The following is a 24,220-nucleotide window of genomic DNA, read 5'->3' as shown; positions in this document are numbered from 1 at the left end:
TTTTCACCCCGCTGAACAAGCGCACGGCAGCGCACGATTTGGCAACGCTGCTACCGCCGCGGCGCATCTTCTAAAAAAATAGTTTTCACGGGAGCCCCCTTCCCCTAGCATGACTGGAACGATGAAATGAACCGGACAGCCGAGGCGATGCGCAAGAAACACGACAATCCCCTGCTGACCGAAGTGGAGCTGGAATTCATGACCGTCGTCTGGGACATCGGCGGCGGCACCGTGCGGCAGATCCTGGCCGAGCTGAACAAGGCGCAGAAACGCGCCTATACCTCGGTGGCCACGGTTCTAAAGATCATGGAGCAAAAGGGCTTCCTTACTAGCGAGCGCAAAGACCGCTCTCTGGTCTACCGCCCCGCCGTTCCCAAGGCAGAGTATCAGAAAACATCTCTGAAAAACCTTTCGAGCAAGCTTTTCAACGGCGCGCCCGCCGCCCTGGTGGCGCGGCTGGTCGATGATGAGGATGTGACCGACGAGATGCTCGAGGAGATGCGGGCGCTCTTGGAGGAAAGGCTGGGGGACAATGCCAACTGATGCTCTGCTGAATGCCTATATTGACCTGAATATCCTGCTGCTGGCCGGCACTGCCCTGTGGCTCGCTGCCCGCAAACTGCTGGCCCGCAGCAAGCTCGGCCGCGCCTACCGCCCGCAATTGCGGCTGTTGAACGGGATGACGGTCCTGCTGGCGGTGACGCCCGTACTGATCATCGCCTTTACGCATTTCGTCACTCCCCATCCGCCGAATTTCTCCGACATGCTGGTCTCGCAGTATTTGCAAGGCAATGTCAGCATGAGCGCCAGCAGGTTTGAGACGCTTCTGGGCCTGCGCGTGGATGCCGTGCGCAGCCTCACCAGTTTGCAGCCGCTTTGGGCCCAGGCCCTGTCCGCAGCTTTTGCTGCCGGGATGCTGATTTGCCTGGCCCATGTGGCAATCTCCGTCTTCCGCCTGTACCAGAACCTGGCGGCCGCGTTCACTTGGAAACGGGTTGGCCGGGTGCAACTGATGGTTTCCGACACAGTGCGCGTTGCCTATTCCACCCGCGGGCTCCGCCGTCGCTACGTGGTGCTTCCCGCCGCCCTGCTGAACGACCCGCGCGACCTGCGCCTGACCATTGCGCATGAGCTGCAGCATTTCCGCCAGCGCGACATTGAATGCGAGTTTTTTCTGGAAATGCTGCGTCCGCTGCTGTTCTGGAATCCCGCCTTTTACCTGTGGCGGCGTGAAGTGCGGCTGCTGCGCGAATTTGCCTGCGATCAGGCCTTGATGGCACGGCCCCGGGTCGATGTGCGCGCCTATTGCGAATGCCTGATCCGCGCCTGTGCCCATGCCGCCCGCGGGCCCGCTCTGTTCACCCGCCGCAGCCCGGCAGTAGCACTGGTCGACCGCCGGGAAACCCGCCGCGGCGCCTCCTTGCAGCGTCGCATCATCGCGGTGACAGCCCGCCAGCCGCAAGGGCAGAACTCCCTGGGCTGGGGCGTGGTCTCCCTGGCGATGGCCGGGGTGGTGCTGGGCACGGCCATGCTGCTGCAGCGGCCCAGCGACTGGAGCCATGACCGCATCATGCTGTCGACCATCGTCAACCTGGAACGCATGGCCAGCCGCAGCACCTCGCCGACGCTTGCCATCAGCGCGCTGAACGGCGGCTTTGCCGTCCCCTCGCAGTAGGCAGCCAATTCCAGGTGCCGGCCGGGTACGGCCGTTCCAATCTTTCAAAAGATGCACCGCCGGTCCGTTGATCAGCGCCCGGCAATGGATGATTGCTGCCCCTTCCCAGGCAGGGAACAGCAGCCTTTCGTACAAAGGTTTCAGGGGGCGGTCAGGCATCAAAGCCGGCTCAGGCAGATTCCTGCACGACCGGCCCCTGGGCTTGAGCGGAGAAAGGATCAGGAAAAATCCAGAGCAGCAAAGCGCCTAGGAGACAGCCCTGTTCAGGCAACCCGGCGCCGGAAATTGCGGCGACTGTACAACGGGATAGAACCCGGCCCTGCGGCGGCCTAGCTCTATGCCACGGCACACGGAACACCGTGGCCGCTGGTAACGAACCCAAAAGTATGGAGTGTCTCACATGAAAAAATTCGCACTGACTGCCGCCGCTTTTGCTGCACTGACCGCTGCGCCTCTGGCCGCAATGGAATCCATCACCGAGGCCGATGCGGACGGTAACGGCAGCTATTCGCTGGAGGAGCTGCAGGCGGCCTTCCCTGATCTGACTGCAGAAACCTTTGCCACCATCGACGCCAATGCCGATGGCGAGGCTGATCTGGCCGAAGTGAAGGCAGCGGCGGATGCCGGCCTGCTGGCTGCGGCCAGCTGAACCCGCGGCAAGGCGGCTCTCCCCCCGGAACCGGGCCGCCTTGCCGTATTGTGTCCCTGCCACTGTTAAAGGGTGCCACGGCCCCGCGTTGCGGGGCCTTTTACGTCTGATAACATCCCATAGGCAGACCGCCCCCCTGGTGAGCGACAGTGTACAGCGGCAGACCAGGCGGCCACATGCTCCACGAACCACGTCCTCCCGCAGCCAGTGGGGCCCTTCAGAAGAAGGGACAGACCGTTGGCTTGGGCCATCTCGAAGACGGTGCATGCATCGCCTGCGGGTTGGTAGTTGGGAACGGATGGCATATTCATCGCATTCACGGCTTACTCTTCCGGTACTGCCACGGGGCCGGGTTTGATGACTTCGCGGCGGACCGCGACGGTTGCGTAGATGAACAGCAGCGCGCCCAGGACAACCACCACACCAGAGCCAAGGCGCATCAGGCAGAACAATTCCAGCTGGTCCTGCACATGGCCACGAACACGACGACGAAGAACAAGGAACCCCGTAGAACACGTTCCTGGCCCGCGACTTGGTAAGTATCTCTGACATATCGCGCTCCTGCTTACACTTGCGGATGAGGTCTGCCTAAGCCCGCGCCGTGCAAGAGATGTTGTCGAAGCGCAAAGACCACGCGCGTTGCTGCACGCAAGATGCAGGAAAAGGAGGATCCGCCATGCGACGCCCCTATTTCGACAACCCGGACCTGCCCCTGTCAGAGCTGTTTCACCACTGGCCCGCCTGTGCGGCCGCGTTCATGCGCCGCCGGATGCTCTGCCCCGGCTGCCCGATCGCCCCCTTTCACACCTTGATCGACGCCTGCAACGAATACGGGCTGGAGGAGATGGTGTTCCGGGAGCAGCTGCGAGGATTAAGGGGGGTCATAAAACTATTTGAAAGATATCGCGGCTGGTCTCTTGCAATCATGGATCGCCTACACCATCTCAGTTCAGCAAAGCTTCTTCCTAGACCTTCTGTTTCCTAACGGCCCCAGTTGTTCCTATGTCGACACTGGGCCGGGCTATCGCGTGTTGCGGATGGCATTTTTCAAGGAGACGACACGATGGCTAATGGCACCGTGAAATGGTTCAACTCTCAAAAAGGTTTTGGTTTCATCGCTCCCGAGCAGGGTTCGCGGGACATTTTTGTCCACATTTCCGCTTTGGAACGCGCTGGCATCCACCAGCTTGACGATGGCCAAGCCGTAACTTTCGACATCGAGAGCGGCCGCGACGGACGTGAGTCCGCCAGCAATCTTGCACTTGCGTAAGCCTTTACAGGCTTGAAACGATTGGCGGGAGCATTCTTGAAATGCCCTCGCTACCGTATCTGTCATTGTTGACCCTCAGATGCGGTTTCATCCCAAAACTACCGAAAGAACAATCTTGATAGAAATCTCTTGGGGTACTCCCATGTCTATTTTCCTGCCCTCGGAAGGCCGGACACGAAAAATCACAACTATTGAACAAGCCCACTTCTGGTTGCAGCGAGCCTGGCCGGTTTCTGATCACAACAGAAACATAGCGATTGAGAAAATCGACGCCGTCATGGACTGTCTCGCTCCCGTCGGCACCGCCCGCGCAGCTTTTCTCTCTGCAGTTGACACCGCTGGGTATCAAACGGACTCCGCCGCCTCCGCTTAGATCATCGCGCCTCACTCACCGGCCCCCTGCCGCACCAGAGAGAAAATCTGAACTGAACTTTCGCCCGCTCGTTATCCCTTCCCCCGAACCAACCCACTAGGAGTGACAAGATGACCAAGCTTAATATCGAGGGATTGGGCCTGGCCGGTCTGCCCCGCAAGGAAACAGCGATCGAAAAGACCACGCGTGCAGCGCGGGAAATCCTGGACGACGAAAACGAACTTCGGCGCAGCAAAATTGAACGCCTGAAACGGACCCGGCTTCAATATGAGCACGGCAGTCAGCCCCCCAAAGACCCGCTGCAGAAATGACTTTGGGCGAGAAGGCTCATGTCAACTGATCACCGGGCATAGCCAGCCGCAAGCCAGCCCCTGGCGGCAATTGCAGTAAATGGCCTTTACAGCTGCTCTGTGCCAAGATTGCCTGCACGACCAGGACACCAGGCCCTCTCGGCTTTCCGACCGCCTGTTTTTGAAGTTTTCAGGGCAGCCAGCAGGCCACCTCCCGGTCTTTCAGCCGCCCTCCCCCTGCGCGCCGCTCAGTATCACCAGCCGGTGCGGTCGGTGACCAGGATATGCTTTCGGGCGGACTGCACGATGCCGTTTTTCTCCCAGGCTGACAACAGGCGGCTCACCGTATGCAGCGTGGTGCCGGTGATCTCGGATATATTGCGGCGGGTCACGGGGAAGGCGATCTCGATCCCTTCCTCCACCTTGCGTCCCGATTGGGTCACCATTCTGAGCAGCGCTGCTGCCACCCGCTGCTCCAGGGCTTGGGTGGCCAATTCGGTGATCCGGGTCTGCATCTCCCCCTGGCGCCGGCCCAGAGTGCTGAAGCTCTCAGTGGCGAACCCTTCGTATTTTGCGGTGAACTCCGGCCACAGCCGCTCCGGCCAGGACGGCCGAGCGATTCCGATGCCGCCACCGCGGCGGCAGGATAGGTGTCGCGGTTCAGCGCCGGTGCGATGCCGAACAGCTGGCATATCCACGAGATGATCTTTGGTTACGGCGCGGCGAAAATGCCGGTTCCGTTCGGAAATTTCGATGCCGTCACCCTGGCGTCAAAGCCCGCCTGACTGCGGTGAACGAATACAAAACCTGATTCGAGCGCCTGTTCCCTGGGCGTGGGATCCGCAAGAAGACCATCCTGACCGCACTCGCCATCTATCCGCGCACGATTGTCAGCGGCGTGGCCGGTTTTGACCGCCGGGCAAGGGGAGATTCAACGGCACTATCTGAGGCGGCCAAACGCGGCTTTGCGCTGTTTAACGGGCGGGCGAATTGCCAGTCCTGTCATTCCGGCTGGATGTTCACGGACAACCAGCTGTATGACTTCGGGATGCAAACAACCGACCCAGGCGGCGGCCTGACCCCGCCGGATCCGGAGCGGAACTACCGCTTCAAGACCCCCGGGCTGCGCAACATGACGGTGCGGGCGCCGTACATGCACGACAGCTCGCTCCCCTCCTTGCGGGACGTGGTCCGCCATTATGCCGGCCGCGGCGCGGCCAAGGCGGCCCGGACGCCGGGTATCAAAGGTTTTGCGGTCACCGAAGAGGAAATTACCAACCTGATTGCCTTTCTGCAAACGCTGACGGATATGGAAACCAATGTGCCATCCCCTATTTTGCCCGCAAACTGATGCGCATGGCTGAGGCTCCCCGCCGATGAATATCAAACGCTCCACCGTGCTGCCGGTTCTGGTGATTGCGGTTGCAGCGCTGCTCGCCGCACTCCTGATCGGCGGGATGGCGATGTATGCATCCAGCCGGAAAGACCGGGTTCTGGAAACCTCGCTTGAGGTGATCCGCCGCGCCAGCGGTGTCAGCACTGGCATCATTACCGCCGAAGTTTATGCGCAAGATGTTCTGGCGATGACGCGGCTGATCCCGCAGGAAGAAGTGGCCAGCCAGTTTCAAGCGCATCTCAAGGAAATCAACTGAGATCTCAGCGCTTTGCTGGCGCGACCGCCAAGGGGCTGGAGATCGGTATCGACATCCCGGAAAACACGCCGGCGGTCTTCATCGGAGACAGCGGCCGGGTGCGGCAGATCCTGATGAACCTGGTGGGCAACGCAGTAAAGTTCACTTTGGAAGGCTTTATCAGTATCACTCTCAATTACGACGCCAACCATGCTATTCCCCTGTGCATTGATGTGCGCGATACCGGTGTCGGTATCCCCGAGGACAGCATCGGCCAAATCTTTCATGCCTTCGAGCAGGTCGAAAGCACCACTGCCCGGCGGTTTGAGGGGACCGGTCTGGGCCTGGCCATTTCGTCGCACCTGGCGCAGGCCATGGGCGGGCGGATCGATCTGAGTTCGGAGGCTGGCAAAGGGTCCTGCTTCACTGTCTGCCTGACGCTGCCGGTCGCCGCTCCGGTGCCGCCCCTTGCCTCGCCGCTTGCAGGCAAACTGGTGGCTGTTGCTGCGGACCTGGCATTTGCCCGTGACGCGCGATTGCGCCAACTGGCTCTCTGGGGGGCAGGCACAATCGCGCTTCAGAGCATCGACGGTCTTTTGGAAAAGGTGGCCGCAATGGCTGCGGAGCAGCGGCAGCCGGATCTGGTGCTGGTCGAAACCAGCCTGCCGTTGGAGCAAGCCAGAAGCCTGTGTCAGAATTTGCAAAGCTTGCCGGGGTGCAGGGACCTGCCGATTGTTTTCTGCACCGGCGGCCAGATGCTGGCTGAATATGAAGCACTGAAGGAGTGTAAGACCCTGCGTGTGCTGATGAAGCCCGCCCGCAACAAACTGCTTTTGCAAACGCTGCAGGAGGTCGTGAACGCCGCCGCCACCCCGGCTGCCGCCGCGGTGCTGCCCGGCCTTTTGCTTCAGCTGTGATGCACTGGGGCTGACCAGCCTCAATGCTCACGAAACTGCACAAAAACACACGAAACCGTGATACAATGACGGTCTGCCTGAGTCCCGGCTTGGTTGCATTTCCGGGATCGGGCAGGCGTTTGCCGGCGCCGCTCGCACAGGGACAGCGAGCCGCGCACAATGGCACTTTTGGTGAAAGTTAATGAGTGATTGGGGGATCACATGTCCAATTTACAGATCGGGGCCGCGCGTCCCGCTGATGGCTATGCCACACATTCCGATAATCCAGACTGGGGGGCAACCGGTACCGGGTTGTTGCATTTGGCACCTAGCGGCCTGACCTCTGATGGTGGCATGTCCGGGGCCGACCGGCCCAACCCGCGTGAGATTTCCAACATCCTTTCTGCGCAAGATGGCGGCACCGTAAATGCTGCCGGCGCGTCGGATTTCCTGTGGATCTGGGGGCAGTTTCTGGACCATGACCTATCGCTGACCGGGGCAGAAAGCGAGACCGCCGCAGATATCGAAGTCCCGGCGGGAGATCCCTTTTTCGATCCTTTCGGCACCGGTGAGGCAATCATCCCCTTTACCCGCGTGGCACCGCAAGACGGTGAGTACCTTAATGAGATCACCGCATTTATCGACGCTTCCATGATCTATGGCTCGACGGTGGAAACGGCTGCCGCAATGCGGGACGAAGGCGGCAGGCTGCGGATGACCAAGAACGGGTATCTGAACCGGGATGGCGATGGCTTCCTGACCGGGGACGTCCGCGCTGCAGAAAATGTGGCGCTGTCCTCGATGCACACGATTTTCACGCGGGAGCACAATCGAATGGTCGGGGAACTGGCTGCAAGGGATCCTGATCTGACCGACGACCAGCTGTTTGAGGCAGCCCGCGCCAGGGTCGAAGCACTGGTTCAAAGTGTCACCTTCAAGGAGTTTCTCCCTATCCTGATCGGCCAGGACGCGCTGGGGGCCTATCAGGGCTATGACCCGGCCGTGAACCCAGGCATTGCAATCGAGTTTTCGACTGCCGTGTTCCGTCTGGGGCATACGCTGTTGCCGGCGAACCTGCAGATGGTTGGCGCTGACGGAAGCGTTGCAAGCCCGCTGGCGCTGCGGGATGCGTTCTTTCAGCCGCATCTGCTGCAGGAACCGGATATGATCGAAAACGTCATGCGCGGCGCAGCTGCCCAGGCGTCCGAGGCAATAGACACAATGGTGGTCGAGGATGTGCGCTCGTTCCTGTTCGGCCCGCCTGGCGCGGGCGGGCTTGATCTGGCGGCACTGAACATTCAACGCGGGCGCGACCTGGGTGTCGCAAGTTATAACGGCCTGAGGGAAGCGCTTGGCCTTGGCCGGGCAGATAACTTTAGCGATATCACGCAGGATACCGGTCTGGCGGCCAAGCTGGAGGAGGCATACGGCGAGCCCGATCAGGTCGATGCCTGGGCTGGCGGGCTGGCAGAAGACCCGTCCGGCGGCGGGTTGCTTGGGGAAACCTTTACCACGGTGATGGTGGACCAGTTCACCCGCCTGCGCGACGGCGATCCCTTTTGGAGCGAAGGGCGCGAAGGCATTCCTGCCAGCGAATTGAAGGCGCTATGGCAAACAAACCTGTCGGATATCATTTTACGCAACACCAATATCAGCGCCGTTCAAAAAGACATATTCACAGCGATGGACAGAGCTGCCGGCACCAGTGGCGACGACACCCTTGAAGGCAGTGCCGGACGCGATTTCCTGTTCGGCCGAGAAGGTGCAGACAGCCTGGCCGGCCAAGCAGGCGGCGATGACCTTCAGGGGGGGGGCGGCAAGGACAGCCTGTCTGGAAACAGAGGTGATGATTGCTTGAATGGCGGCGCTGGCCGGGACTATTTGAATGGCGGATCCGGGGAGGATTTTATGTTTGGCGGCACCGGCAAGGATCATCTTGCGGGAAGGCGGGACAACGACGAGCTGTCAGGCGGACGCGGCATGGACGAGCTGTCAGGCGGACGCGGCATGGACGAACTGTCCGGCAACAAAGGCAACGACACGCTTGACGGCGGCTTGCATGCTGACACTTTGACTGGCGGATCCGGAAATGATCTGCTGACTGGCGGCGCCGGCGGCGACTGTTTTCTGTTCCGGACCCGGCACCACGGTAATGATACCATCACGGATTTTGAACTCGGCCAGGACGAAATCAAGGTAACCGGGCCGATGCGCCGCACCTTGTTTATCGAGGACTCGGAAGCCGGAATGAAAATTTCAGATGGTGCAAACTGGTCCCTGCTGCTGGAGGACATCTGCATCGGCGACTGGTTTCAAGCCGGCGACAGCCTGTTCTGACCACAACCGGCCTGACGCGCCGGCAACCTGAACGAGCCCCGCCGCATCGGCAACGGCCGGCCGCCAATCGGAAACTTCCCCGCATGCCGGTGGACCGGATGTCGTATGTCCCCCATCGGCTGACGCAATCAAAGGACAGGCGCCGTTTAGCCTGCGCCTAGAATGCCCAATCAGTTTCCGCAAGGCCGCAATGCCCCGGCGGAAGGCGACAGGCATCGGGGAGGACGCGCCGCCATGAAAGACAAAACCACCACCACCGAACAAGCCATGGCACTGATCCGGGACGGGGATGTCGTGACCACAACCGGGTTTGTGCAAAGCTGCATCCCCGAAATGCTGCACGCGGCCCTGGAAAAGCGGTTTGTAAATGAAGGCGCGCCCCGCGATCTGACCCTGATCATGTGCGCAGGCGCCGGCGACAGCAAGGGGCTGGGCACCGGGCGGCTGCACCACGATGGGCTGTTGCGCCGGGTGATTGCCGGTAATTTCGGCCGGATGCCCAAGGTTGCTCAGGCCGCGCAGGAGAACAAGATCTGCGGCTACAACCTGCCGCAGGGGGTAATTTCGCAGCTTTACCGCGCCTGCGCCGCGGGCCAGCCGGGGCTTTTCTCCAAAGTCGGCCTGCATACCTATGTCGACCCGCGCCATGGCGGCGGCAAGGTCAACAGTGTGACTGAGGAAGACATTGTCAAACATGTCGAAGTCGATGGCGAAGATTGGCTGTTCTACAAAGCCACCAAGATCGACGTTGCCTTTATCCGCGGCACCAGCGCCGACCGTTCCGGCAATATCAGCATGGAGCGCGAGGCGCTGACCCTGGATTGCCTGGCGCAGGCGATGGCCGCGCACAACAATGGCGGCATCGTCATTGCCCAGGTGGAGCGTATCGTCGAGGACGGTTCGATCAAACCCAAGGACGTGAAGATCCCCGGCCTGCTGGTGGACTGCGTCTGCCTCGCCGATGACCCGGACATGCACCGGATGAACTATGGCGTGCAGCATAACCCTGCCCTGTCCGGTGAAATCCGGGTGCCGGTCGAAGGCATCGCCAAAATGCCGCTGGACCAGCGCAAGATCATCGCCCGCCGCGCCGCTTTTGAACTGCCGCCCAACGGGGCCGTCAACCTCGGCGTCGGCGCCCCCGACGGCGTCGCCGCGGTGGCGAACGAGGAGAAGGCCACCCCCTACATCACCCTCACCACCGAGGCCGGCGCGGTCGGCGGCGTGCTGGCAGGCGGCTCCAGCTTCGGCTCCTCAGCCAATGCCGACGCCATCATCGACCAGAACCAGATGTTCGATTTCTACGATGGCGGCGGCCTCGACCTTACCTGCCTCGGCATGGCTGAATGCGATGCCGAAGGCAGCGTCAACGCCTCCCGTTTCGGGGGCCGCCTGAACGGCTGCGGCGGCTTTATCAACATCTCGCAGAACTCCCGCGCTGTAGTCTTTGCCGGCACCTTCACCGCTGGCGGGCTGAAAGTCGCGGTTGAGGACGGCAACCTGCGCATTGTGCAGGAGGGCCGCAACAAGAAGTTCGTCCGGCTGATCGAACAGATCACCTTTTCAGGACCTTACGCCTCGCAACGCTCGCAACCGGTGCTTTACGTGACCGAACGCTGCGTGCTGCAGCTGACGCCCAATGGGCTGGAGCTGGTCGAAATTGCGCCCGGCATCGACCTGCAGAGGGATATTCTTGATCAGATGGAGTTCAAGCCGATCATCGAGAATGTCACCCAAATGGATCCTCGCATTTTCCAAGATGAGCCGATGGGCTTGATGAACGACTTGCTGAACCTGAACCTGTCGGAGCGGGTCACCTATGATGCGGTTCGTCACACCATGTTCCTCAACCTCGAAGGCTGGAGCGTCAAGAAGAAGCGCGACGTCGAGGACCTCGCCCGGGTCCTGCAGGATGCCTTTGCCAAAAGCGGCGGGGATGTGAACATGGTGGTGAACCAGAACGGCTTCCGCATTGCCGAGGACCTGCAAGATGCCTACGCAGCCGTGGTCGGCCGGACACTGGAACGCCACAGCGCCTCGATCGCTCACTACACCACCAGCGCTTTCATGCGCCTGAAAATGCAGGGGACCCTCGCCAGCCGCGGAGTGCAGCCGCATATTTTCGAGAGCGGTGAGGAAGCGCATCAGGCCATCTGGGGATCCTGACAGGGTGACAGACTGCGCCAGCCCTTGCCGGGCTGGCCACCCGTCCGCACCAGCCCGTGCGCGCCGGAATGAAGCGGCCTGATCCCTCTTTCCTGCTGTTGGCTGACGCTCTGAAATTTTACGCAAAGGGTCAATAAGCCCTTGAGGCAGCTACGGTTTCCAAGGGCATCAGACCGTCGCCGGCTGACGAAAATCCGGGGGTGTGCAGATTTCTTGAAGAGAGCGGGTCAGGAACTGCATTTTTTTTCAAAAACCCTCTTGCACCCCCCAGCAACAAACTTTAGACAGCGCCTCACCGATGGGGTGTAGCCAAGTGGTAAGGCAGCAGTTTTTGGTACTGTGTATCGTAGGTTCGAATCCTACCACCCCAGCCAATTTTCTCTGAAAAGTCAAAAAAATAAGAGCTTTCCCAGGCTCAGCTTAGACTCTGTGTCTCAGCCATCTGAAACTGTGACACAGAGTGTAACACAATGCGTTGCGCGCTATGCACGCAAGCGGTCCGTCTCTCCACAAATCCAGTCGTCTGAAGGAGGGACATACCGAAGAGCACTTTCATCGTCAGGCAGGTCTGGATCGCGGCATCTCTATACTGCGGTTGCCGTCCACGCTTGCTCGTTGGTGGCGGCACCCAGGCCATCTCTGGATCGAACCAGATCGCAAGGGAGCCGCACTGCTTCAACGCTGCGTTGCAGGCCGGCCAGTTCTTGGTCTTGTAGCTCGGCGGGATGGGGCTGCCCATGAAAGCCGGCTACCATGCTGTATTCACGAGATGAATCCCTCATCCAGCCTTTGCGCAACAAAGCCATGCCGCATGAAAAATGGGGCGAAACCCCATGTGCCTTTGTCGAATTGGCCAAGGGGCAGGAGGCCGATGCGGATATACTGCGCAGCTGGTGCCGTGACCGACTTGCGCCCTGTAAGGTTCCGGGCAGGTTCGTCTTTACGGCGATACCGAGAACCCCGACTGGGAAGATCCAGAAATTTGCCTTGCGCGAGCAGCCGAAGTGAATTGCGGCGCCCTGACCGCGCAAGCACCGGGCGTGTGTTTTCGATACTCTTCTGGGACGGCCACCACTGGCGCCGCCCCCTTGTTCCCCATTTCGGTTCAGGGATCGATGCGGCTTCCGTCCCAGGCAAAGCAGTGCCCGCTTTGAGAAGGGCTCAGGGCGTCGATCACGGCCATCATCCGGGAAACCGAATACTGCGGCGAAAAGCACTTATCCGGGGCGGCGTTGCGCAGAAACGGCTGGGACAGGCCGCTTTCCACTGTGCCGGGATGCAGCCCTACGGCAATGGCCTCCGGGTGGCTGCGGCGGATTTCAATCGCGGCAGTGCGGATGAACATGTTCAGCGCGGCTTTGGACGCCCGGTACGAATACCAGCCGCCCAGATGATTGTCGGAGATGCTGCCGACGCGGGCGGACAGAGCGGCAAAAACCCCGCGCCTGTCACGCGGCAGCAAGGGCAGAAAGTGCTTTGCGGTCAGGGCCGGGGCCACCGTGTTGGCCGTGAAGAGCGCCAGGAGTTTCTCAGCGATCAGCTCTCTCAGGGATTTTTCCGGCATGATATCCCCCGTATGCAGGATCCCGCTCGCCAGAATCACAAGATCAACCGCGCCTATCCCGGCGACCTGCTCCGCTGCGGCTTGCAAGCTGTTTTCATCCAGATAATCCACCTGCAGCGTCTGAACACCGGCCGGGGCTTGGGCTGCCGGACTGCGGGACAGGCTGTGTATGCGGGCCCGCGGGTATTTCTGCGCCAGTTCACTCAGGAAAGCTGAGCCGATCGCCCCGGACCCGCCGCTGACAACAATATTCTCCATGACCAGGCACCTTCTTATTGAGGGTTTGCGTTTGGTACGCTCCGTAAGCGAAAGCGGATCAGTCCTTGATGCCCTGGACGCCCAGCCGGGCTGGAGGGAGCCGAAAAAATCACGGCCGCCTATGATCCAACTTTCACACCGGTCCGTATGAGGACTATGCTGACACTAAACTTGGACAGACCGCCCGTTAAAAACGCTGTGCTTCGGGCATTCCTTGAGGACAAAGCAGTAGTGTCAAAAGAAAAAAACTACTCACAGCTTACTATCTGGTTACTGGCCGTGCGCGATCACCGCGACCGCGCAGCCTTCGGTGACATGTTTGATCACCTAGCCCCGCGCCTGAAGGGATTTGTGATCCGCTGCGGCGCCCGCCCCGCGCTGGCCGAGGAGATTGTCCAGGACGTTATGCTCACCATCTGGCGCAAGGCAGCGATGTTTGACCCGCACAAGGCGCAGGCGTCTGCCTGGATTTACCAGATTGCCCGCAATCGTCATATCGATATTGTTCGCAAGGAAAGTCGGCCTGTCCCCGATGAGCTGGGAGTAGATCCCGGTACAGAGCCCGATGCCAGCCAGATCCTGGCCTTGGAGCAGGAATCCCTGCACCTCAAGCAAGCCATCGCGCAATTGCACCCCGACCAGAAGGAAATGATCGAAAAAGCCTATATCGGCGATCTGACCCATCAGGAGATCAGCACCCAGACGGGCTTGCCGCTGGGTACAGTAAAGTCGCGTATCCGCCTTGGCCTTGGGCGGCTGCGCAAGGAACTAAAAGGATTGCGTTGAATGCCTGCAATCACACATCACATCCCCGATCCGATGATCGCGGCCTATGCGGCGGGCAGCCTGCCGCATGCTTTTTCCATGGTTGTTTCCAGCCACCTGTCCCTTTGCCGCGACTGCAAGGCAGCGCTTGGCGCGCATCAGGCGGTTGGCGGCGCGCTTCTGGAGGGGGCCGCCTGCGTGGCGATGCAGGAAGGCGCAAAATCGAACCTTCTGGCGCAGCTGGATGAGCCTGCAGCGCCGGAACCGGTCTATGACGCAAAGGGGATCTACCCTGGGCCGGTGATGCAGTCGCTTAAAGGGCGGCCGCCAAAGTGGCGCACGCTGGGCATGGGGGTGAAGCAGGACATCCTCTTCGAAGATGACTACGGCTCCGCGCGGCTGCTTTACATCCCCGCCGGCCAAGCGGTGCCGGATCACAGCCACAACGGGCTGGAACTTACCCTGGTGCTGCAGGGCAGCTTCAGCGACGAAACCGGGCGGTTTGGTGTCGGGGACGTCGAGATCGGCGACGAGACCTTGGAGCACACACCGGTTGCAGATGCTGGCGATCCCTGCGTCTGCCTGGCAGCCACCGATGCACCGCTGCGGTTTAAGGCGCTGATCCCGCGCCTGCTGCAGCCGCTGTTCCGAATTTGACGAAGTTGGTTTGAGGCTGCCGCTGTTAACGGGCGGCCAGCCTTACTTCCCGCGGTAAACCAGCCAGTCGGGCAGCAGGTCAAGTGCCTTGATCGCGTAAGAAAATGGCCGAGGGAAATCCGTTCTGAACCGGTGCGATTGCATGGCGGCAACCACATGTCCGGCGGCGTCTTCCGGGTCCATCAGCTGCGGCATCTTAAAGCTGTTCTTGTCCGTCAGCCGGGTTTTGATGAAGCCCGGGTTGACCACGCGCACAGTGACGCCGCTATCCTTCAGGTCGTGGCGCATAGTCTCGGCAAGGCTGATCAGCGCAGCCTTGCTGGCGCCATAGCCGATCGATGCGGGCAGCCCCCGGTATCCTGCCAGGGAGCCGACCAGCGTGATATCACCCCGGCCCGCCTTGACAAATCCTGGGACCACTTGCCCCAGAACCCGCAGCGCGCCGGTGAAGTTCACGTCGCTCATTGCCAGCACCGCCTCGCTGTCCCAGTCCTGGGTGCGCATCGGCTCATAAGCGCCTGCGTTGTACAGGAGCGCATCAACCGGCCTGGCCTGCTGTGCGGCATTCGCAACCGACTCCAGATCGGTGACATCCAGCGGCACCGGCTCCGCCTGGCGCAGCTCTCCAGCCAGCTCGTTCAGCGCATCCTCCGACCGCGCCGACAGGATCAGCCGGGCGCCGGCCCGGTCCAGCCGCCGGGCAACCTCGCGCCCCAGCCCGTGGCTGGCGCCGACCAGCCAGAAAGTCTTGCCTGCGAATTGCGTCACGCGCCTAGCCTCCCGAAAACGTTGAACTGTCTGAAATCAGCGGTTCCGGCGGCGCGGGCTTTTTCAGGAAGGGCGCGCGCTTGACCCAAAGCTTCAGCGCCTGCCAGTAAATCAGCGCCACCACCCGCGCCGCCCCCAGCGGCCGGCGCAGCGCGGCCCGCGCCAGCCCGCAGGTGGTGACGGGGCGGCGCAGGCCGTTCAGCGTCGCCAGCACGCCCTCGGCCCCGTTGGTATAGTCAATCCGGATGTTGACGGCATCTTCAGTCATCCCGAAATTGAAACGGTAGCGCCCGGCCACCTGCTGGAACGGCGAGACATGCATCAGCTTTTCCGCATCGATCACCTCGCTGCGCTCAATCGGGCGGAAATCGGGATGGGCCGCGAAATAGCAGTGGCGGTGGCCGAAGGTGTTGTTCACCTCAGCGATAAAGGCACGCGGGCTGCCATCCTTGACCGCGATCCAGAAGCTGACCGGGTTGAAATGGAACCACAGGAAACTCGGCTGGGTCAGCAGCAGCAGCTGCGCGCCCTCCATGGGGAAACCGCGCCGCTCCAGCTCCTCGCGGAACCAGGCGACGCCGCGCCCGTTGCCGCGGGGGCCGCCGTGGCGGCGGTCGTGGATCGATAACAGGTTGAAGCGGTTGCGTGAAAGCAATGGCGGCGAGCCATGGGTCATGTCAGTCAGAATGTAGTCCACGCCGTAGCGGAAGGCATTCTTCAGGCTGCCCCGACGCGCGTGAAATGTCTGTGCTGCAATATGTTCGATCATACACCGGATACGCAGCCGCCTCTGCGCCGGATCACCCGCTAACACAGTTTTTTCGGGAACGAAGTGATCCGCATTCTTGCCGACGGCGTATCCGGTCTAAACAACAGCAAGGGAAAACCGACGCATGCTGGATCAAACTCAGGGACCACGCCGCAAGATTGCCATCGTGGGAGGCGGCATTTCCGGGCTGTCCGCGGCGTATTTCCTGTCTGAACGACATGATGTTACCTTGTTTGAAGCCGCGCCCCGGCTGGGCGGCCATGCGCGCACCGTGCTGGCGGGAAAGAATGGCGATCAGCCCGTGGATACCGGCTTCATCGTTTTCAACTACGTTACTTACCCCTACCTGACCCGGCTGTTCCGCGAGTTGGACGTGCCGGTGATCAAGAGCGAGATGAGCTTTTGCGCCAGCATCGATGACGGCCGGCTGGAATACGGGCTGAACAGCCTGCGCATGCTGGCCGCGCAGAAACGCAACCTGGTGCGCCCGCAATTCCACAAGATGGTCGCCGATATCGTGCGTTTCGGTAAACGGGCCGAGGCGGCCGCCACAGATGATGACAAGACCATCGGCGAGCTGGTGGAGGAGCTGGGCCTCGGGAGCTGGTTCCGCAATCACTACCTGCTGCCGATGTGCGGCGCGATCTGGTCGACTCCTGTCACCGACGTCGATGCCTTCCCGGCCAAGTCGCTGGTCCGCTTCTTCCGCAACCACGCGCTGCTGGCGGGCACCGGCAAACACCAGTGGTGGACCGTCGAGGGCGGCAGCATCGAATATGTCCGCCGTCTGGAAACCGCGCTGATTGCCCGCGGCTGCGAGATCCGAACCGGCTGCCCGGTTCAAAGTGTCATCCGCCGGGGCGGCCGTGTATCGGTGCAGGCGCAGGGGGCGGACCCGCGCGGTTTTGATGACATCATCCTTGCCTGCCATTCCGATCAGGCGCTGGCCATCCTTGGCTCTGATGCCACTCTGCCTGAGTCCACCGCGCTTGGAGCAATCCGCTATCAGCCGAACACGGCGGTGCTGCACTGCGACGAAGCCCAGATGCCCAAACGTCGCAGCTGCTGGTCCAGTTGGGCCTACCGCAGCCAGGGCGGCGGAGTCGGCGTTACCTACTGGATGAACCGGCTGCAAAGCATCCCGGAAAGTGATCCACTGTTCGTGACCCTGAACCCCACCCGGCCCATCCCGGCGGACAAGATCTATGACCGGGTGGAGTTTTCGCATCCTGTTTTTGACAAGGCAGCCCTGCGCGCCCAGCGCCAGATCCGGGCGATGCAGGGACAGAACAACACCTGGTTCGCGGGCGCCTACAACCGCCACGGCTTCCACGAAGACGGCATCGCCAGCGCCATGCGGATTGTCCGCATGATGAACTCTCTCACCCCCTTTCTGGTCAAAGGAACAGATCATGGCATTCACGGACAAAGCCCTTCAGTCGGAATTTGTGACGGTCTGCGCGCGACTGCGTGAGGGGCGGCTGACGCTGCGCACCCCGGATGGCGCACGGTATGAATTCGGCGACCGCGGCCCCGAGGCCGAAATACAGATCAACGACTGGGCCGCTGTCTCCGCTATGGCGGCACACGGCCAGATCGGGCTGGGCGAAGCCTATGTGCAGGGCTTGTGGGACACCCCGTCCGTCGAGGGGCTGATGCAACTGGCGATGCGCAACCGCGAGCACCTGGGCAGCTACGATCAGGCCAGCCCGCTGAACCGGGCCAAGTTCCGCTTCGTCGACACCCTGCTGCGGGCAAATTCCAGACACGGCGCCCGCAAGAACATCCGCGCCCATTACGATGTCGGCAATGAGTTCTACCAGCTGTGGCTGGATGACGGCATGACCTATTCCTCCGGCCTGTTTGGCGCTGACGGCGATGATCTCGCCCAGGCACAAAGCCGCAAGAACGCCCGTATCCTGTCGCGGCTGGGCAGCGGCGAGCGGGTGCTGGAGATCGGCTGCGGCTGGGGCGGCTTTGCCGAACAGGCCAGCACCGAGGGCCGCGACGTGACCGGCGTCACCATCTCGCGCAACCAGCACAGCTATGCCGAGAGCCGCCTCGACGGGCGTGCCGACATCCAGCTGCGCGACTACCGCGATATCGAGGGCAAGTTCAACAATATCGTCTCCATAGAGATGATCGAGGCCGTCGGCGAACGCTACTGGCCCAGCTATTTCGCCAAGCTCAAGAACAGTCTGGCCGAAGGCGGCCGAGTGCTGCTGCAGGCGATCACCGTGCGGGACGACTTCTTTCCGGCCTACCGGACCTCCTCCGACTACATCCGCCAGTATGTCTTTCCCGGCGGTATGCTGCTGTCCGACCAGGTGATCGCGCAGCAGGCAAAATCGGCCGGGCTGCAGGTCGCGGACAGCTTTGCCTTCGGGCAGGATTATGCCCGCACCTGCCGGATCTGGGCCCAGCGCCTTGCCGTGCAGAAGCGCCGGATCGCGGAACTGGGCTATGGCGAGGCGTTCTTCCGCAATTGGCAGTATTATTTGCAGATCTGTGCAGCCTCCTTTGCCATCGGCCACACCAATGTTGTGCAGGTTGAGCTGGCCCATGCGTAGGCTGCTGTTGACCCTTTGCCTGCTGGCGGTTCCGGCGGCAGGCTTTGCCTCCCCTGTGCAATCGCTGCTGCCGGGGGCGGAACAGCGCGGCGCTGGGACATTCCGGTTCCTTGGCTTTCCGGTTTATCAGGCCCGGCTGTTCACCAGGGGCGCCGCGCCCTTGGACTGGTCGCAGGATTTCGGCATCGAGCTGACCTATCAGCGTCGGCTGAGCCAGAAGGATCTGGTCGAGGCAACCCTGCGCGAAATGCGGCGGCTGGGGCAGCCCGCCCCGGCCCGCGCCCGGTTTGAGGCCTGTTTTCAGGCCGTCTCCCCCGGCGACCGGTATCTGGCCGTCAGCCAGGGACCTGACCGGGTGAAGTTCCTGCGCAATGGACGCACCGCCTGCACCCTGAGCCAGCCCGGTATCAAGCGCGGCTTCATGTCGATCTTTGTCGGCGCAAACACCCGCTCCGCTCGGTTCACCCGCGCGCTTCTGGGCTGAGGATGCTGTACCCCCGCGTCAGCCTCTATGCGATGATGCTCGCCTCGGCGGGGATCCCGCTTTATATTCACCTGCCGCAGTTTGCCTCGGTGAATTTGGGGATCGGCCTGGGGGCGCTTGGCGGCATCCTGCTGGTGATCCGTTTGTTTGATTTGGTGCAGGACCCGTTGATCGGCTGGGCTATCGACCGCTGGCCCGGGGCGCAGCTTTGGTTCGCGCTGGCGGCGACGGGTGGGCTGGCCGTCGGCTTTCCGCTGCTGTTCGGCCTGACGGCGGGCCCGCAGGCGGTGCTTAAGCTGGTCTTGGTCCTCCTGCTGCTGTTTTCGGCCTACAGTCTTGGCATGATCCTGCTCTATGGCCGCAGCGCCACGCTGGCCAAACAATCCACCCCGCGCGAGCTGATGACGCTGGCCGCCTTCCGCGAGGCGGGCATGCTCAGCGGCGTGATTTTTGCCGCCATCGCACCGGCGGTTCTGGTGGCGCTCGGAGCCGCGGGCCAGGGCTATCCCGCCTTTGGCCTGACCCTCGGCGGCTTTGCCCTGTTCACCGCCGCGGCCACCCGGCCCATGTGGAGGCGCCCGGCTGTCACCGGCCAACCGCTGTCAGCCCTGGCCCTGACCCAGGCCGGCGCGGTGCGTCTGCTGGTACTGGCAGTGCTCAATAGCCTGCCGGTGGCGCTGACCTCCACCCTGTTCCTGTTCTTTGTCGAGGACCGGCTGAACCTTCCCGCCTACGCAGGGCCGCTGCTGGTGCTGTTCTTCCTGAGCGCTGGCCTCAGCGTGCCGCTGTGGGCGCGCCTCAGCCAGCGGATCGGGGCGAAACAGACGCTGCTGATTGCCATGCCGCTGGCCATCGCCAGCTTTGCCGGCGCGGCCTTTCTGGGGCCGGGCAGCGTGCTGGGCTTTGCGGTGATCTGCGCGGTATCGGGCGCCACCCTGGGCGCTGACATGGTACTGCTGCCCGCCATGTTCAGCATCGCGCTGACCCGCGCGGGCCTCAACGCCTCCGCCGCCTTCGGCATCTGGTCCTTTGCCGGCAAGCTGGCGCTGGCCCTTGCCGCCGCCCTGGCGCTGCCGCTGCTAGAGCAGCAGGGCTTCCAGCCCGGGGCGGACAACAGCGCCCGGGCGCTCAGCGCGCTTGCCCTGGCCTATGCCGTGCTGCCCTGCGTTCTGAAAACCGCCGCTTTCGCCTTTGCCCTGACCCTGCCATCAGAGAGAGCAACCGCATGAAACTCCTGACCCTTGCCCTTGCCATCATCGTGCTTGTGATGTTCGCGAAAACCTACCTGTTCAGCTTCCGTTTCCAGTCGCCGCAGGATTATGCGGACTCCGGCCCGCAGTTCATCCTGACCAAGCATCTGTCCGGCGAGATCCTGTCGGAGGGGGTGATTTTCGGCCCAACTGGCAAGATGACCAACAGCTTCACCGCCAAAATGGTGGGCGAATGGGACGGGGAAACCGGCACGCTGAGCGAAGAGTTCACCTATTCCAACGGCGTCACCCAAAGCCGGATATGGTTCCTCACCCTCGGGCCGGACAATACATTCACCGCTACGGCCGATGACCTGGCCGGAGAGGCCAAGGGCATCGTGTCCGGCTCCACCATGCAGCTGACCTACGAGATCATCCTGCCCGAAAGCGCAGGCGGTCACACCCTTAAAGCCACCGATTGGCTGTATCTCACAGCTGACGGGGTGATCATGAACAAGTCCGAGATGCGCAAATTCGGCCTCAAGGTTGCGGAACTGGTCGCCACCATGCGGCCTGCCAGCTAACCCCTGACGGTGATACCCGATGCCCCCATTTGACGATCAATCCGGCAGCCGCGGCCTCATCCTCATTCTGGGCGATCAGCTCAGCCGCAACATCGCCGCGCTCAAGGGCGCGGACCCTGACCGCGACATCGTCCTGATGGCGGAAGTTGCGGAGGAAGCCGGTTACGTACAGCACCACAAGAAGAAGATCGCATTTCTGTTTTCGGCAATGCGCCACTTTGCCAAGGCGCTAAAGGAGGACGGCTGGCAGGTGCACTACGTGCGGCTGGACGACCCGGATAACTCCGGCAGCCTGACCGGTGAAATCGACCGCCTGCGCGAGGCGCATCCATTGGCCCGCGTGGTTGTGACCGAGCCCGGCGAATACCGGCTGAAATCTGCCCTTCAGGACTGGGCGGAGGCGGCGGATGTTCCCCTGGATATGCAACAGGACAGCCGGTTTCTCTGCTCCCATGAGCGGTTTGGCGAATGGGCCGAGGGGCGCAAGCAGCTGCGGATGGAGTATTTCTACCGCGAGATGCGCCGCGAAACCGGGCTGCTGATGAACGGCGAGGATCCGGAAGGCGGCAAATGGAACTTCGATCACGAAAACCGCAAGCCCGCAGAGGACGGCCTGACGCTGCCGGAGCCGCCGCAAACCAGCCCCGATGAGATCACAGAGGAGGTTCTGGATCTGGTGGAGTCGCAGTTCGGCGACCACTTCGGCACCCTACGCCCGTTCTGGTTTGCAGTGACCCGCGAGGATGCGCTGGCGGCGCTGGAGCGCTTCACCGGGGAGGCGCTGCCGAATTTCGGCGACTACCAGGATGCGATGCTGGAGGGGGAACGGTTCCTCTACCACTCCGTCCTGTCTCACTACATCAATGCGGGTCTGCTGGAGCCGCTGGAGGTCTGCAGCCGGGTGGAGCGGGCCTATTACGAAGGGCACGCGGCGCTCAATGCGGCAGAAGGTTTCATCCGCCAGATCATCGGCTGGCGAGAATATGTACGCGGGATCTACTGGCTCAACATGCCGGGCTATACCGAGCGGAACTTTCTGGAAGCCACCCGCCCCCTGCCCGGCTTCTACTGGACAGGCGACACAGACATGGCCTGCCTGGCTGCCGCCATCAACCATACCTGCGACGAAGCCTATGCGCACCACATCCAGCGGCTGATGGTGACGGGGAATTTCGCCATGCTGGCGGGCGTCGACCCGCATCAGGTGCATGAATGGTACTTGGCGGTTTACGCCGACGCCCATGAATGGGTCGAGGCGCCCAACGTGATCGGCATGAGCCAGTATGCCGATGGCGGTCTGCTGGGCTCGAAACCCTATGCCGCCAGCGGCAACTACATCAACAAAATGTCGGACCACTGCCCAACTTGCCGCTATGACGTGAAGCGCAAGACCGGTGAGGGAGCCTGCCCGTTCAACCCGCTCTACTGGGACTTCCTGGCTCGCAACCAAGCCAAGCTGCGCGATAACCCTCGCTTGAGGCAGGTCTACAGCACCTGGGACAGGATGAGTGCCGGACAACAAGACGAATATCTGGAAACTGCCCGGCAGGTGCTGGAGCGGAATTGTGACGAATAACATTGCCTTATATCATTGCGCCCGTTGAAGGATCGCGTTTCAATCGGCAACTCTGTAAGTGCTGGGGAATTCACCTTTTGGAATTCTGGCCATTAGTCGAAATATCCGCGTCTTGGATGCTGACACATCCAAGGACGAAATTTTCACCTGATCCACCGGCCACTTCGCACTCGCAACGAATGGCTTGTGTGGATAGCTCCAGCATTGCAAGGCATTTTGATTTGGTTTCGCACTGGTCAAAAGCAGACGTGTGTCCGGCCTCACATGATGATGTCTCCGTCAATGGTATTATTTCTTCATCGGCGCTCGAGGTGAGCTCTCTTTCGGCAGACCCTTGTCTGCAAACCTCACATCCGGCGGGACCAGCATCCCAACCACTGTCCCGCATTCGGGACCGGAGAACTCCAAAAGAACGGCACCACTCTGTGAAAACGGCATCTATTGTGCCACGCCGGACAACGGCGACGTTCCCTCGGTCACCAAGCCGCCATGCCGTCGCAAAGCAGCCTGATCTCATTAGCTGTCAGGCGGCGGGTCCCAAGGTCGCTCCGTGTGGGACCACTCCATCAGTGGCGAACCGCCAAAGGGCAATCAGCAGCTTTCGGGCAAGCGCAACGATCATCACCTTACGCACACGCCGGCCGGTCTGGCCTGTTCGCTCCCGGAACCAGGTAACCTGCGCGGCACCGGGCTGGTAGCGTAGCCAGAGCCACGCCAGTTCGACCATCGTCGTTCTAAGCCGCCTGTTTCCGGCTTTCCCGATCCCTTGCTCACGCTCTACTCCACCGCTGTTGTAGGGCGTCGCCGTAAGACCAGCATACGATCCCAACGCCTTGCCATTGGCGAAGTGGCGCACGAAAGCCTCGCGAACCAGCACGGTGGCGCTCTGCACCCCGATACCGCGTAACCGGCAAAGCTGCTGGATCATTTTTCCGGCCTCATCCGCAGCGGGTTCCTTAACCACGGCATCACGCTCCCGTTCCAGCTGAGCGATCTGGGTGAGCACGAGCTCGAGCCTGCTCAATAGCCGGTCAATCTTTGCAAATGCGTTCGGCGGCAGCGGCTCACCGAGCCCGGTGCGCAAATCCATCAATCGATGCCGGCGACTCTGGAGGAGCGGATTGTAACCCTCGACGCCTAATGTCGCCAGTACGGCGCCGATCCGGTTGGTCAGGCTGATCCGCTCGGAGATCAACTCCGTTCGCTCGCGGATGCATCGCCGTGCATCCTCGTCGGCTTCGTCCGGGATTGGCACCATGGAACAGACCCGCGGTTCTCCGCAAAGCCACGCCATCAGAGTGCGGAGAAGCAACTCGGCATCTATACCATCGGATTTGGCGCGGCGCATGCGGCGATCAACTGGAACACTCGAAGGCTGGACAACGTGGACCTCCACGCCCTTCGCGATCAACCATCGCGCCAGCCAGAATCCGGACCATCCAGCTTCATAAATCGCGATCACACGATCGACTCGAGAGCCAGCGGCGGCGGCACGGGTCCGATACCCATCGATTGCCGTTTCAAGGGCCAGCTTATCAGGTGCGATCATAGTTCTGGTCTTAGATTGCGGCAGACCAGGCACTTGTGCCGCCAGGACCCAAGACTTGCTGCTCAACTCGATCGCAAGGACAAGCGTGCGGTCGTATTGAACAGATTTCGGCGTATTGAGTGAGTACGACATGACCAGTTCTCCTATCATTGGCATGGCGCAGCCTATCCGCTCTGCGCCACTAATCATGGGATCTGTT

At 61.5% G+C, this 24,220-nt stretch carries 25 protein-coding genes, 1 tRNA gene and 3 pseudogenes; 22 read left to right on the top strand and 7 right to left on the bottom strand.

The window, feature by feature from the left end; translation table 11 throughout:
* Nucleotides 1–126: 126 nt before the first annotated feature.
* The 3 genes from AC0KW6_RS15925 (at nucleotide 127) to AC0KW6_RS15915 (ending at nucleotide 2,324) form a co-directional block, all read left to right on the top strand.
* A complete protein-coding gene (locus AC0KW6_RS15925; protein WP_323781518.1) occupies nucleotides 127–543 on the top strand; it encodes a BlaI/MecI/CopY family transcriptional regulator in 417 nt (138 codons plus the stop codon).
* Entirely contained in the window at nucleotides 533–1,675 is a 1,143-nt protein-coding gene (locus AC0KW6_RS15920) for a M56 family metallopeptidase (protein ID WP_474035369.1), read from the top strand. The genes AC0KW6_RS15925 and AC0KW6_RS15920 overlap by 11 nt, the downstream gene beginning before the upstream one ends.
* A gap of 400 nt (nucleotides 1,676–2,075) precedes the next feature.
* On the top strand, nucleotides 2,076–2,324 hold the full coding sequence (locus tag AC0KW6_RS15915) for an EF-hand domain-containing protein (protein ID WP_474035368.1): 249 nt from the start codon (nucleotides 2,076–2,078) through the stop codon (nucleotides 2,322–2,324).
* Between the two features lie 167 nt (nucleotides 2,325–2,491).
* On the opposite strand, the pseudogene AC0KW6_RS15910 reads toward AC0KW6_RS15915, so the two are convergent.
* Nucleotides 2,492–2,635 (bottom strand): annotated as a pseudogene (locus tag AC0KW6_RS15910) (AAA family ATPase); the annotation flags it as partial.
* Between the two features lie 365 nt (nucleotides 2,636–3,000).
* Between AC0KW6_RS15910 and AC0KW6_RS15905 the strand changes: the two are divergent.
* The 4 genes from AC0KW6_RS15905 to AC0KW6_RS15890 all read left to right on the top strand — a co-directional run bounded on the left by AC0KW6_RS15905 (nucleotide 3,001) and on the right by AC0KW6_RS15890 (nucleotide 4,278).
* Nucleotides 3,001–3,309 (top strand): DUF1858 domain-containing protein, encoded by a 309-nt coding sequence (locus tag AC0KW6_RS15905; protein ID WP_323781509.1) that lies wholly within the window; start codon nucleotides 3,001–3,003, stop codon nucleotides 3,307–3,309.
* A gap of 78 nt (nucleotides 3,310–3,387) precedes the next feature.
* The gene (locus AC0KW6_RS15900; protein ID WP_024091071.1) at nucleotides 3,388–3,594 is read left to right on the top strand and encodes a cold-shock protein; all 207 of its coding nucleotides are present in this window, start codon (nucleotides 3,388–3,390) and stop codon (nucleotides 3,592–3,594) included.
* Nucleotides 3,595–3,736: 142 nt separating this feature from the next.
* A complete protein-coding gene (locus tag AC0KW6_RS15895) occupies nucleotides 3,737–3,967 on the top strand; it encodes a DUF982 domain-containing protein (protein WP_323781506.1) in 231 nt (76 codons plus the stop codon).
* A 110-nt stretch (nucleotides 3,968–4,077) separates the two neighbouring features.
* Nucleotides 4,078–4,278: a hypothetical protein gene (locus tag AC0KW6_RS15890; RefSeq protein ID WP_323781503.1), complete on the top strand. Its 201-nt coding sequence runs from the start codon at nucleotides 4,078–4,080 to the stop codon at nucleotides 4,276–4,278.
* Nucleotides 4,279–4,479: 201 nt separating this feature from the next.
* Here AC0KW6_RS15890 and AC0KW6_RS15885 read toward each other — a convergent pair.
* Nucleotides 4,480–4,945: pseudogene (locus tag AC0KW6_RS15885) on the bottom strand (Crp/Fnr family transcriptional regulator); the annotation flags it as partial.
* 210 nt (nucleotides 4,946–5,155) lie between these two features.
* Here AC0KW6_RS15885 and AC0KW6_RS15880 point away from each other — a divergent pair.
* The 6 genes from AC0KW6_RS15880 (at nucleotide 5,156) to AC0KW6_RS15855 (ending at nucleotide 11,661) form a co-directional block, all read left to right on the top strand.
* A complete protein-coding gene (locus tag AC0KW6_RS15880) occupies nucleotides 5,156–5,608 on the top strand; it encodes a cytochrome-c peroxidase (RefSeq protein WP_323781501.1) in 453 nt (150 codons plus the stop codon).
* Between the two features lie 25 nt (nucleotides 5,609–5,633).
* Complete coding sequence (locus tag AC0KW6_RS15875) at nucleotides 5,634–5,909, top strand: hypothetical protein (RefSeq protein WP_474035367.1); 276 nt, start codon at nucleotides 5,634–5,636, stop codon at nucleotides 5,907–5,909.
* Entirely contained in the window at nucleotides 5,906–6,805 is a 900-nt protein-coding gene (locus AC0KW6_RS15870; RefSeq protein ID WP_416361559.1) for an ATP-binding protein, read from the top strand. Before AC0KW6_RS15875 ends, AC0KW6_RS15870 begins: the two co-directional genes overlap by 4 nt.
* Nucleotides 6,806–7,006: 201 nt before the next feature.
* Nucleotides 7,007–9,121: a peroxidase family protein gene (locus AC0KW6_RS15865; protein WP_474035366.1), complete on the top strand. Its 2,115-nt coding sequence runs from the start codon at nucleotides 7,007–7,009 to the stop codon at nucleotides 9,119–9,121.
* 234 nt (nucleotides 9,122–9,355) lie between these two features.
* Nucleotides 9,356–11,287: an acyl CoA:acetate/3-ketoacid CoA transferase gene (locus tag AC0KW6_RS15860; protein WP_474035365.1), complete on the top strand. Its 1,932-nt coding sequence runs from the start codon at nucleotides 9,356–9,358 to the stop codon at nucleotides 11,285–11,287.
* 299 nt (nucleotides 11,288–11,586) lie between these two features.
* A tRNA-Gln gene (locus AC0KW6_RS15855) sits at nucleotides 11,587–11,661 on the top strand.
* Nucleotides 11,662–11,792: 131 nt separating this feature from the next.
* Here AC0KW6_RS15855 and AC0KW6_RS15850 read toward each other — a convergent pair.
* Nucleotides 11,793–12,026 (bottom strand): annotated as a pseudogene (locus AC0KW6_RS15850) (transposase); the annotation flags it as partial.
* A 65-nt stretch (nucleotides 12,027–12,091) separates the two neighbouring features.
* Between AC0KW6_RS15850 and AC0KW6_RS15845 the strand changes: the two are divergent.
* Nucleotides 12,092–12,295: an AMP-binding enzyme gene (locus AC0KW6_RS15845; RefSeq protein ID WP_474035364.1), complete on the top strand. Its 204-nt coding sequence runs from the start codon at nucleotides 12,092–12,094 to the stop codon at nucleotides 12,293–12,295.
* Between the two features lie 97 nt (nucleotides 12,296–12,392).
* On the opposite strand, the gene AC0KW6_RS15840 is transcribed toward AC0KW6_RS15845, so the two are convergent.
* Complete coding sequence (locus AC0KW6_RS15840; protein ID WP_474035363.1) at nucleotides 12,393–13,109, bottom strand: SDR family NAD(P)-dependent oxidoreductase; 717 nt, start codon at nucleotides 13,107–13,109, stop codon at nucleotides 12,393–12,395.
* A 156-nt stretch (nucleotides 13,110–13,265) separates the two neighbouring features.
* On the opposite strand from AC0KW6_RS15840, the gene AC0KW6_RS15835 reads away from it, so the two are divergent.
* Both AC0KW6_RS15835 and AC0KW6_RS15830 read left to right on the top strand, forming a co-directional pair.
* On the top strand, nucleotides 13,266–13,895 hold the full coding sequence (locus tag AC0KW6_RS15835; protein ID WP_474035362.1) for a sigma-70 family RNA polymerase sigma factor: 630 nt from the start codon (nucleotides 13,266–13,268) through the stop codon (nucleotides 13,893–13,895).
* On the top strand, nucleotides 13,896–14,531 hold the full coding sequence (locus AC0KW6_RS15830) for a ChrR family anti-sigma-E factor (protein ID WP_474035361.1): 636 nt from the start codon (nucleotides 13,896–13,898) through the stop codon (nucleotides 14,529–14,531).
* A gap of 42 nt (nucleotides 14,532–14,573) precedes the next feature.
* Here AC0KW6_RS15830 and AC0KW6_RS15825 read toward each other — a convergent pair whose 3' ends face one another.
* Nucleotides 14,574–15,299 (bottom strand): SDR family NAD(P)-dependent oxidoreductase, encoded by a 726-nt coding sequence (locus tag AC0KW6_RS15825; protein ID WP_323780410.1) that lies wholly within the window; start codon nucleotides 15,297–15,299, stop codon nucleotides 14,574–14,576.
* A gap of 4 nt (nucleotides 15,300–15,303) precedes the next feature.
* Entirely contained in the window at nucleotides 15,304–16,068 is a 765-nt protein-coding gene (locus AC0KW6_RS15820; protein ID WP_323780407.1) for a DUF1365 domain-containing protein, read from the bottom strand.
* Nucleotides 16,069–16,192: 124 nt separating this feature from the next.
* On the opposite strand from AC0KW6_RS15820, the gene AC0KW6_RS15815 reads away from it, so the two are divergent.
* Genes AC0KW6_RS15815 through AC0KW6_RS15790 form a run of 6 tightly spaced genes read left to right on the top strand, consistent with a single transcriptional unit; the run spans nucleotide 16,193 to nucleotide 22,472 of the window.
* Nucleotides 16,193–17,542: an NAD(P)/FAD-dependent oxidoreductase gene (locus tag AC0KW6_RS15815; protein WP_474035360.1), complete on the top strand. Its 1,350-nt coding sequence runs from the start codon at nucleotides 16,193–16,195 to the stop codon at nucleotides 17,540–17,542.
* On the top strand, nucleotides 17,481–18,638 hold the full coding sequence (locus tag AC0KW6_RS15810) for a class I SAM-dependent methyltransferase (protein ID WP_474035359.1): 1,158 nt from the start codon (nucleotides 17,481–17,483) through the stop codon (nucleotides 18,636–18,638). The genes AC0KW6_RS15815 and AC0KW6_RS15810 overlap by 62 nt, the downstream gene beginning before the upstream one ends.
* Complete coding sequence (locus AC0KW6_RS15805; protein WP_323780398.1) at nucleotides 18,631–19,122, top strand: hypothetical protein; 492 nt, start codon at nucleotides 18,631–18,633, stop codon at nucleotides 19,120–19,122. Before AC0KW6_RS15810 ends, AC0KW6_RS15805 begins: the two co-directional genes overlap by 8 nt.
* A gap of 2 nt (nucleotides 19,123–19,124) precedes the next feature.
* Complete coding sequence (locus AC0KW6_RS15800) at nucleotides 19,125–20,351, top strand: MFS transporter (RefSeq protein ID WP_474035358.1); 1,227 nt, start codon at nucleotides 19,125–19,127, stop codon at nucleotides 20,349–20,351.
* Nucleotides 20,348–20,896 carry a DUF3833 family protein gene (locus AC0KW6_RS15795; RefSeq protein WP_474035357.1) on the top strand — a complete coding sequence of 183 codons (549 nt, stop codon included), beginning with the start codon at nucleotides 20,348–20,350 and terminating at the stop codon, nucleotides 20,894–20,896. Before AC0KW6_RS15800 ends, AC0KW6_RS15795 begins: the two co-directional genes overlap by 4 nt.
* A gap of 19 nt (nucleotides 20,897–20,915) precedes the next feature.
* Nucleotides 20,916–22,472, top strand: coding sequence for a cryptochrome/photolyase family protein (locus AC0KW6_RS15790; protein ID WP_474035356.1), 1,557 nt, complete (start codon nucleotides 20,916–20,918; stop codon nucleotides 22,470–22,472).
* A 523-nt stretch (nucleotides 22,473–22,995) separates the two neighbouring features.
* On the opposite strand, the gene AC0KW6_RS15785 is transcribed toward AC0KW6_RS15790, so the two are convergent.
* Entirely contained in the window at nucleotides 22,996–24,153 is a 1,158-nt protein-coding gene (locus AC0KW6_RS15785; protein ID WP_474035269.1) for an IS110 family RNA-guided transposase, read from the bottom strand.
* Between the last annotated feature and the right edge of the window lie 67 nt (nucleotides 24,154–24,220).

The sequence above is a fragment of the Leisingera sp. SA215 genome, from assembly GCF_055902035.1.
The sequence above is the reverse complement of the archived record's forward strand: the minus strand, read 5'-3'. Positions and strand labels throughout refer to the sequence as shown.

Bases quoted from the DNA above. Each gene is read 5' to 3' on its own strand.
- AC0KW6_RS15890 (WP_323781503.1), top strand. From the start codon at position 4,078: ATGACCAAGCTTAATATCGAGGGATTGGGCCTGGCCGGTCTGCCCCGC.
- AC0KW6_RS15810 (WP_474035359.1), top strand. From the start codon at position 17,481: ATGGCATTCACGGACAAAGCCCTTCAGTCGGAATTTGTGACGGTCTGC.
- AC0KW6_RS15800 (WP_474035358.1), top strand. From the start codon at position 19,125: ATGCTGTACCCCCGCGTCAGCCTCTATGCGATGATGCTCGCCTCGGCG.
- AC0KW6_RS15795 (WP_474035357.1), top strand. From the start codon at position 20,348: ATGAAACTCCTGACCCTTGCCCTTGCCATCATCGTGCTTGTGATGTTC.
- AC0KW6_RS15805 (WP_323780398.1), top strand. From the start codon at position 18,631: ATGCGTAGGCTGCTGTTGACCCTTTGCCTGCTGGCGGTTCCGGCGGCA.
- AC0KW6_RS15790 (WP_474035356.1), top strand. From the start codon at position 20,916: ATGCCCCCATTTGACGATCAATCCGGCAGCCGCGGCCTCATCCTCATT.
- AC0KW6_RS15830 (WP_474035361.1), top strand. From the start codon at position 13,896: ATGCCTGCAATCACACATCACATCCCCGATCCGATGATCGCGGCCTAT.
- AC0KW6_RS15905 (WP_323781509.1), top strand. From the start codon at position 3,001: ATGCGACGCCCCTATTTCGACAACCCGGACCTGCCCCTGTCAGAGCTG.
- AC0KW6_RS15925 (WP_323781518.1), top strand. From the start codon at position 127: ATGAACCGGACAGCCGAGGCGATGCGCAAGAAACACGACAATCCCCTG.
- AC0KW6_RS15900 (WP_024091071.1), top strand. From the start codon at position 3,388: ATGGCTAATGGCACCGTGAAATGGTTCAACTCTCAAAAAGGTTTTGGT.
- AC0KW6_RS15920 (WP_474035369.1), top strand. From the start codon at position 533: ATGCCAACTGATGCTCTGCTGAATGCCTATATTGACCTGAATATCCTG.
- AC0KW6_RS15820 (WP_323780407.1), bottom strand. From the start codon at position 16,068: ATGATCGAACATATTGCAGCACAGACATTTCACGCGCGTCGGGGCAGC.
- AC0KW6_RS15865 (WP_474035366.1), top strand. From the start codon at position 7,007: ATGTCCAATTTACAGATCGGGGCCGCGCGTCCCGCTGATGGCTATGCC.
- AC0KW6_RS15840 (WP_474035363.1), bottom strand. From the start codon at position 13,109: ATGGAGAATATTGTTGTCAGCGGCGGGTCCGGGGCGATCGGCTCAGCT.
- AC0KW6_RS15895 (WP_323781506.1), top strand. From the start codon at position 3,737: ATGTCTATTTTCCTGCCCTCGGAAGGCCGGACACGAAAAATCACAACT.
- AC0KW6_RS15860 (WP_474035365.1), top strand. From the start codon at position 9,356: ATGAAAGACAAAACCACCACCACCGAACAAGCCATGGCACTGATCCGG.
- AC0KW6_RS15835 (WP_474035362.1), top strand. From the start codon at position 13,266: ATGCTGACACTAAACTTGGACAGACCGCCCGTTAAAAACGCTGTGCTT.
- AC0KW6_RS15815 (WP_474035360.1), top strand. From the start codon at position 16,193: ATGCTGGATCAAACTCAGGGACCACGCCGCAAGATTGCCATCGTGGGA.
- AC0KW6_RS15915 (WP_474035368.1), top strand. From the start codon at position 2,076: ATGAAAAAATTCGCACTGACTGCCGCCGCTTTTGCTGCACTGACCGCT.
- AC0KW6_RS15875 (WP_474035367.1), top strand. From the start codon at position 5,634: ATGAATATCAAACGCTCCACCGTGCTGCCGGTTCTGGTGATTGCGGTT.
- AC0KW6_RS15785 (WP_474035269.1), bottom strand. From the start codon at position 24,153: ATGTCGTACTCACTCAATACGCCGAAATCTGTTCAATACGACCGCACG.
- AC0KW6_RS15845 (WP_474035364.1), top strand. From the start codon at position 12,092: ATGCCGCATGAAAAATGGGGCGAAACCCCATGTGCCTTTGTCGAATTG.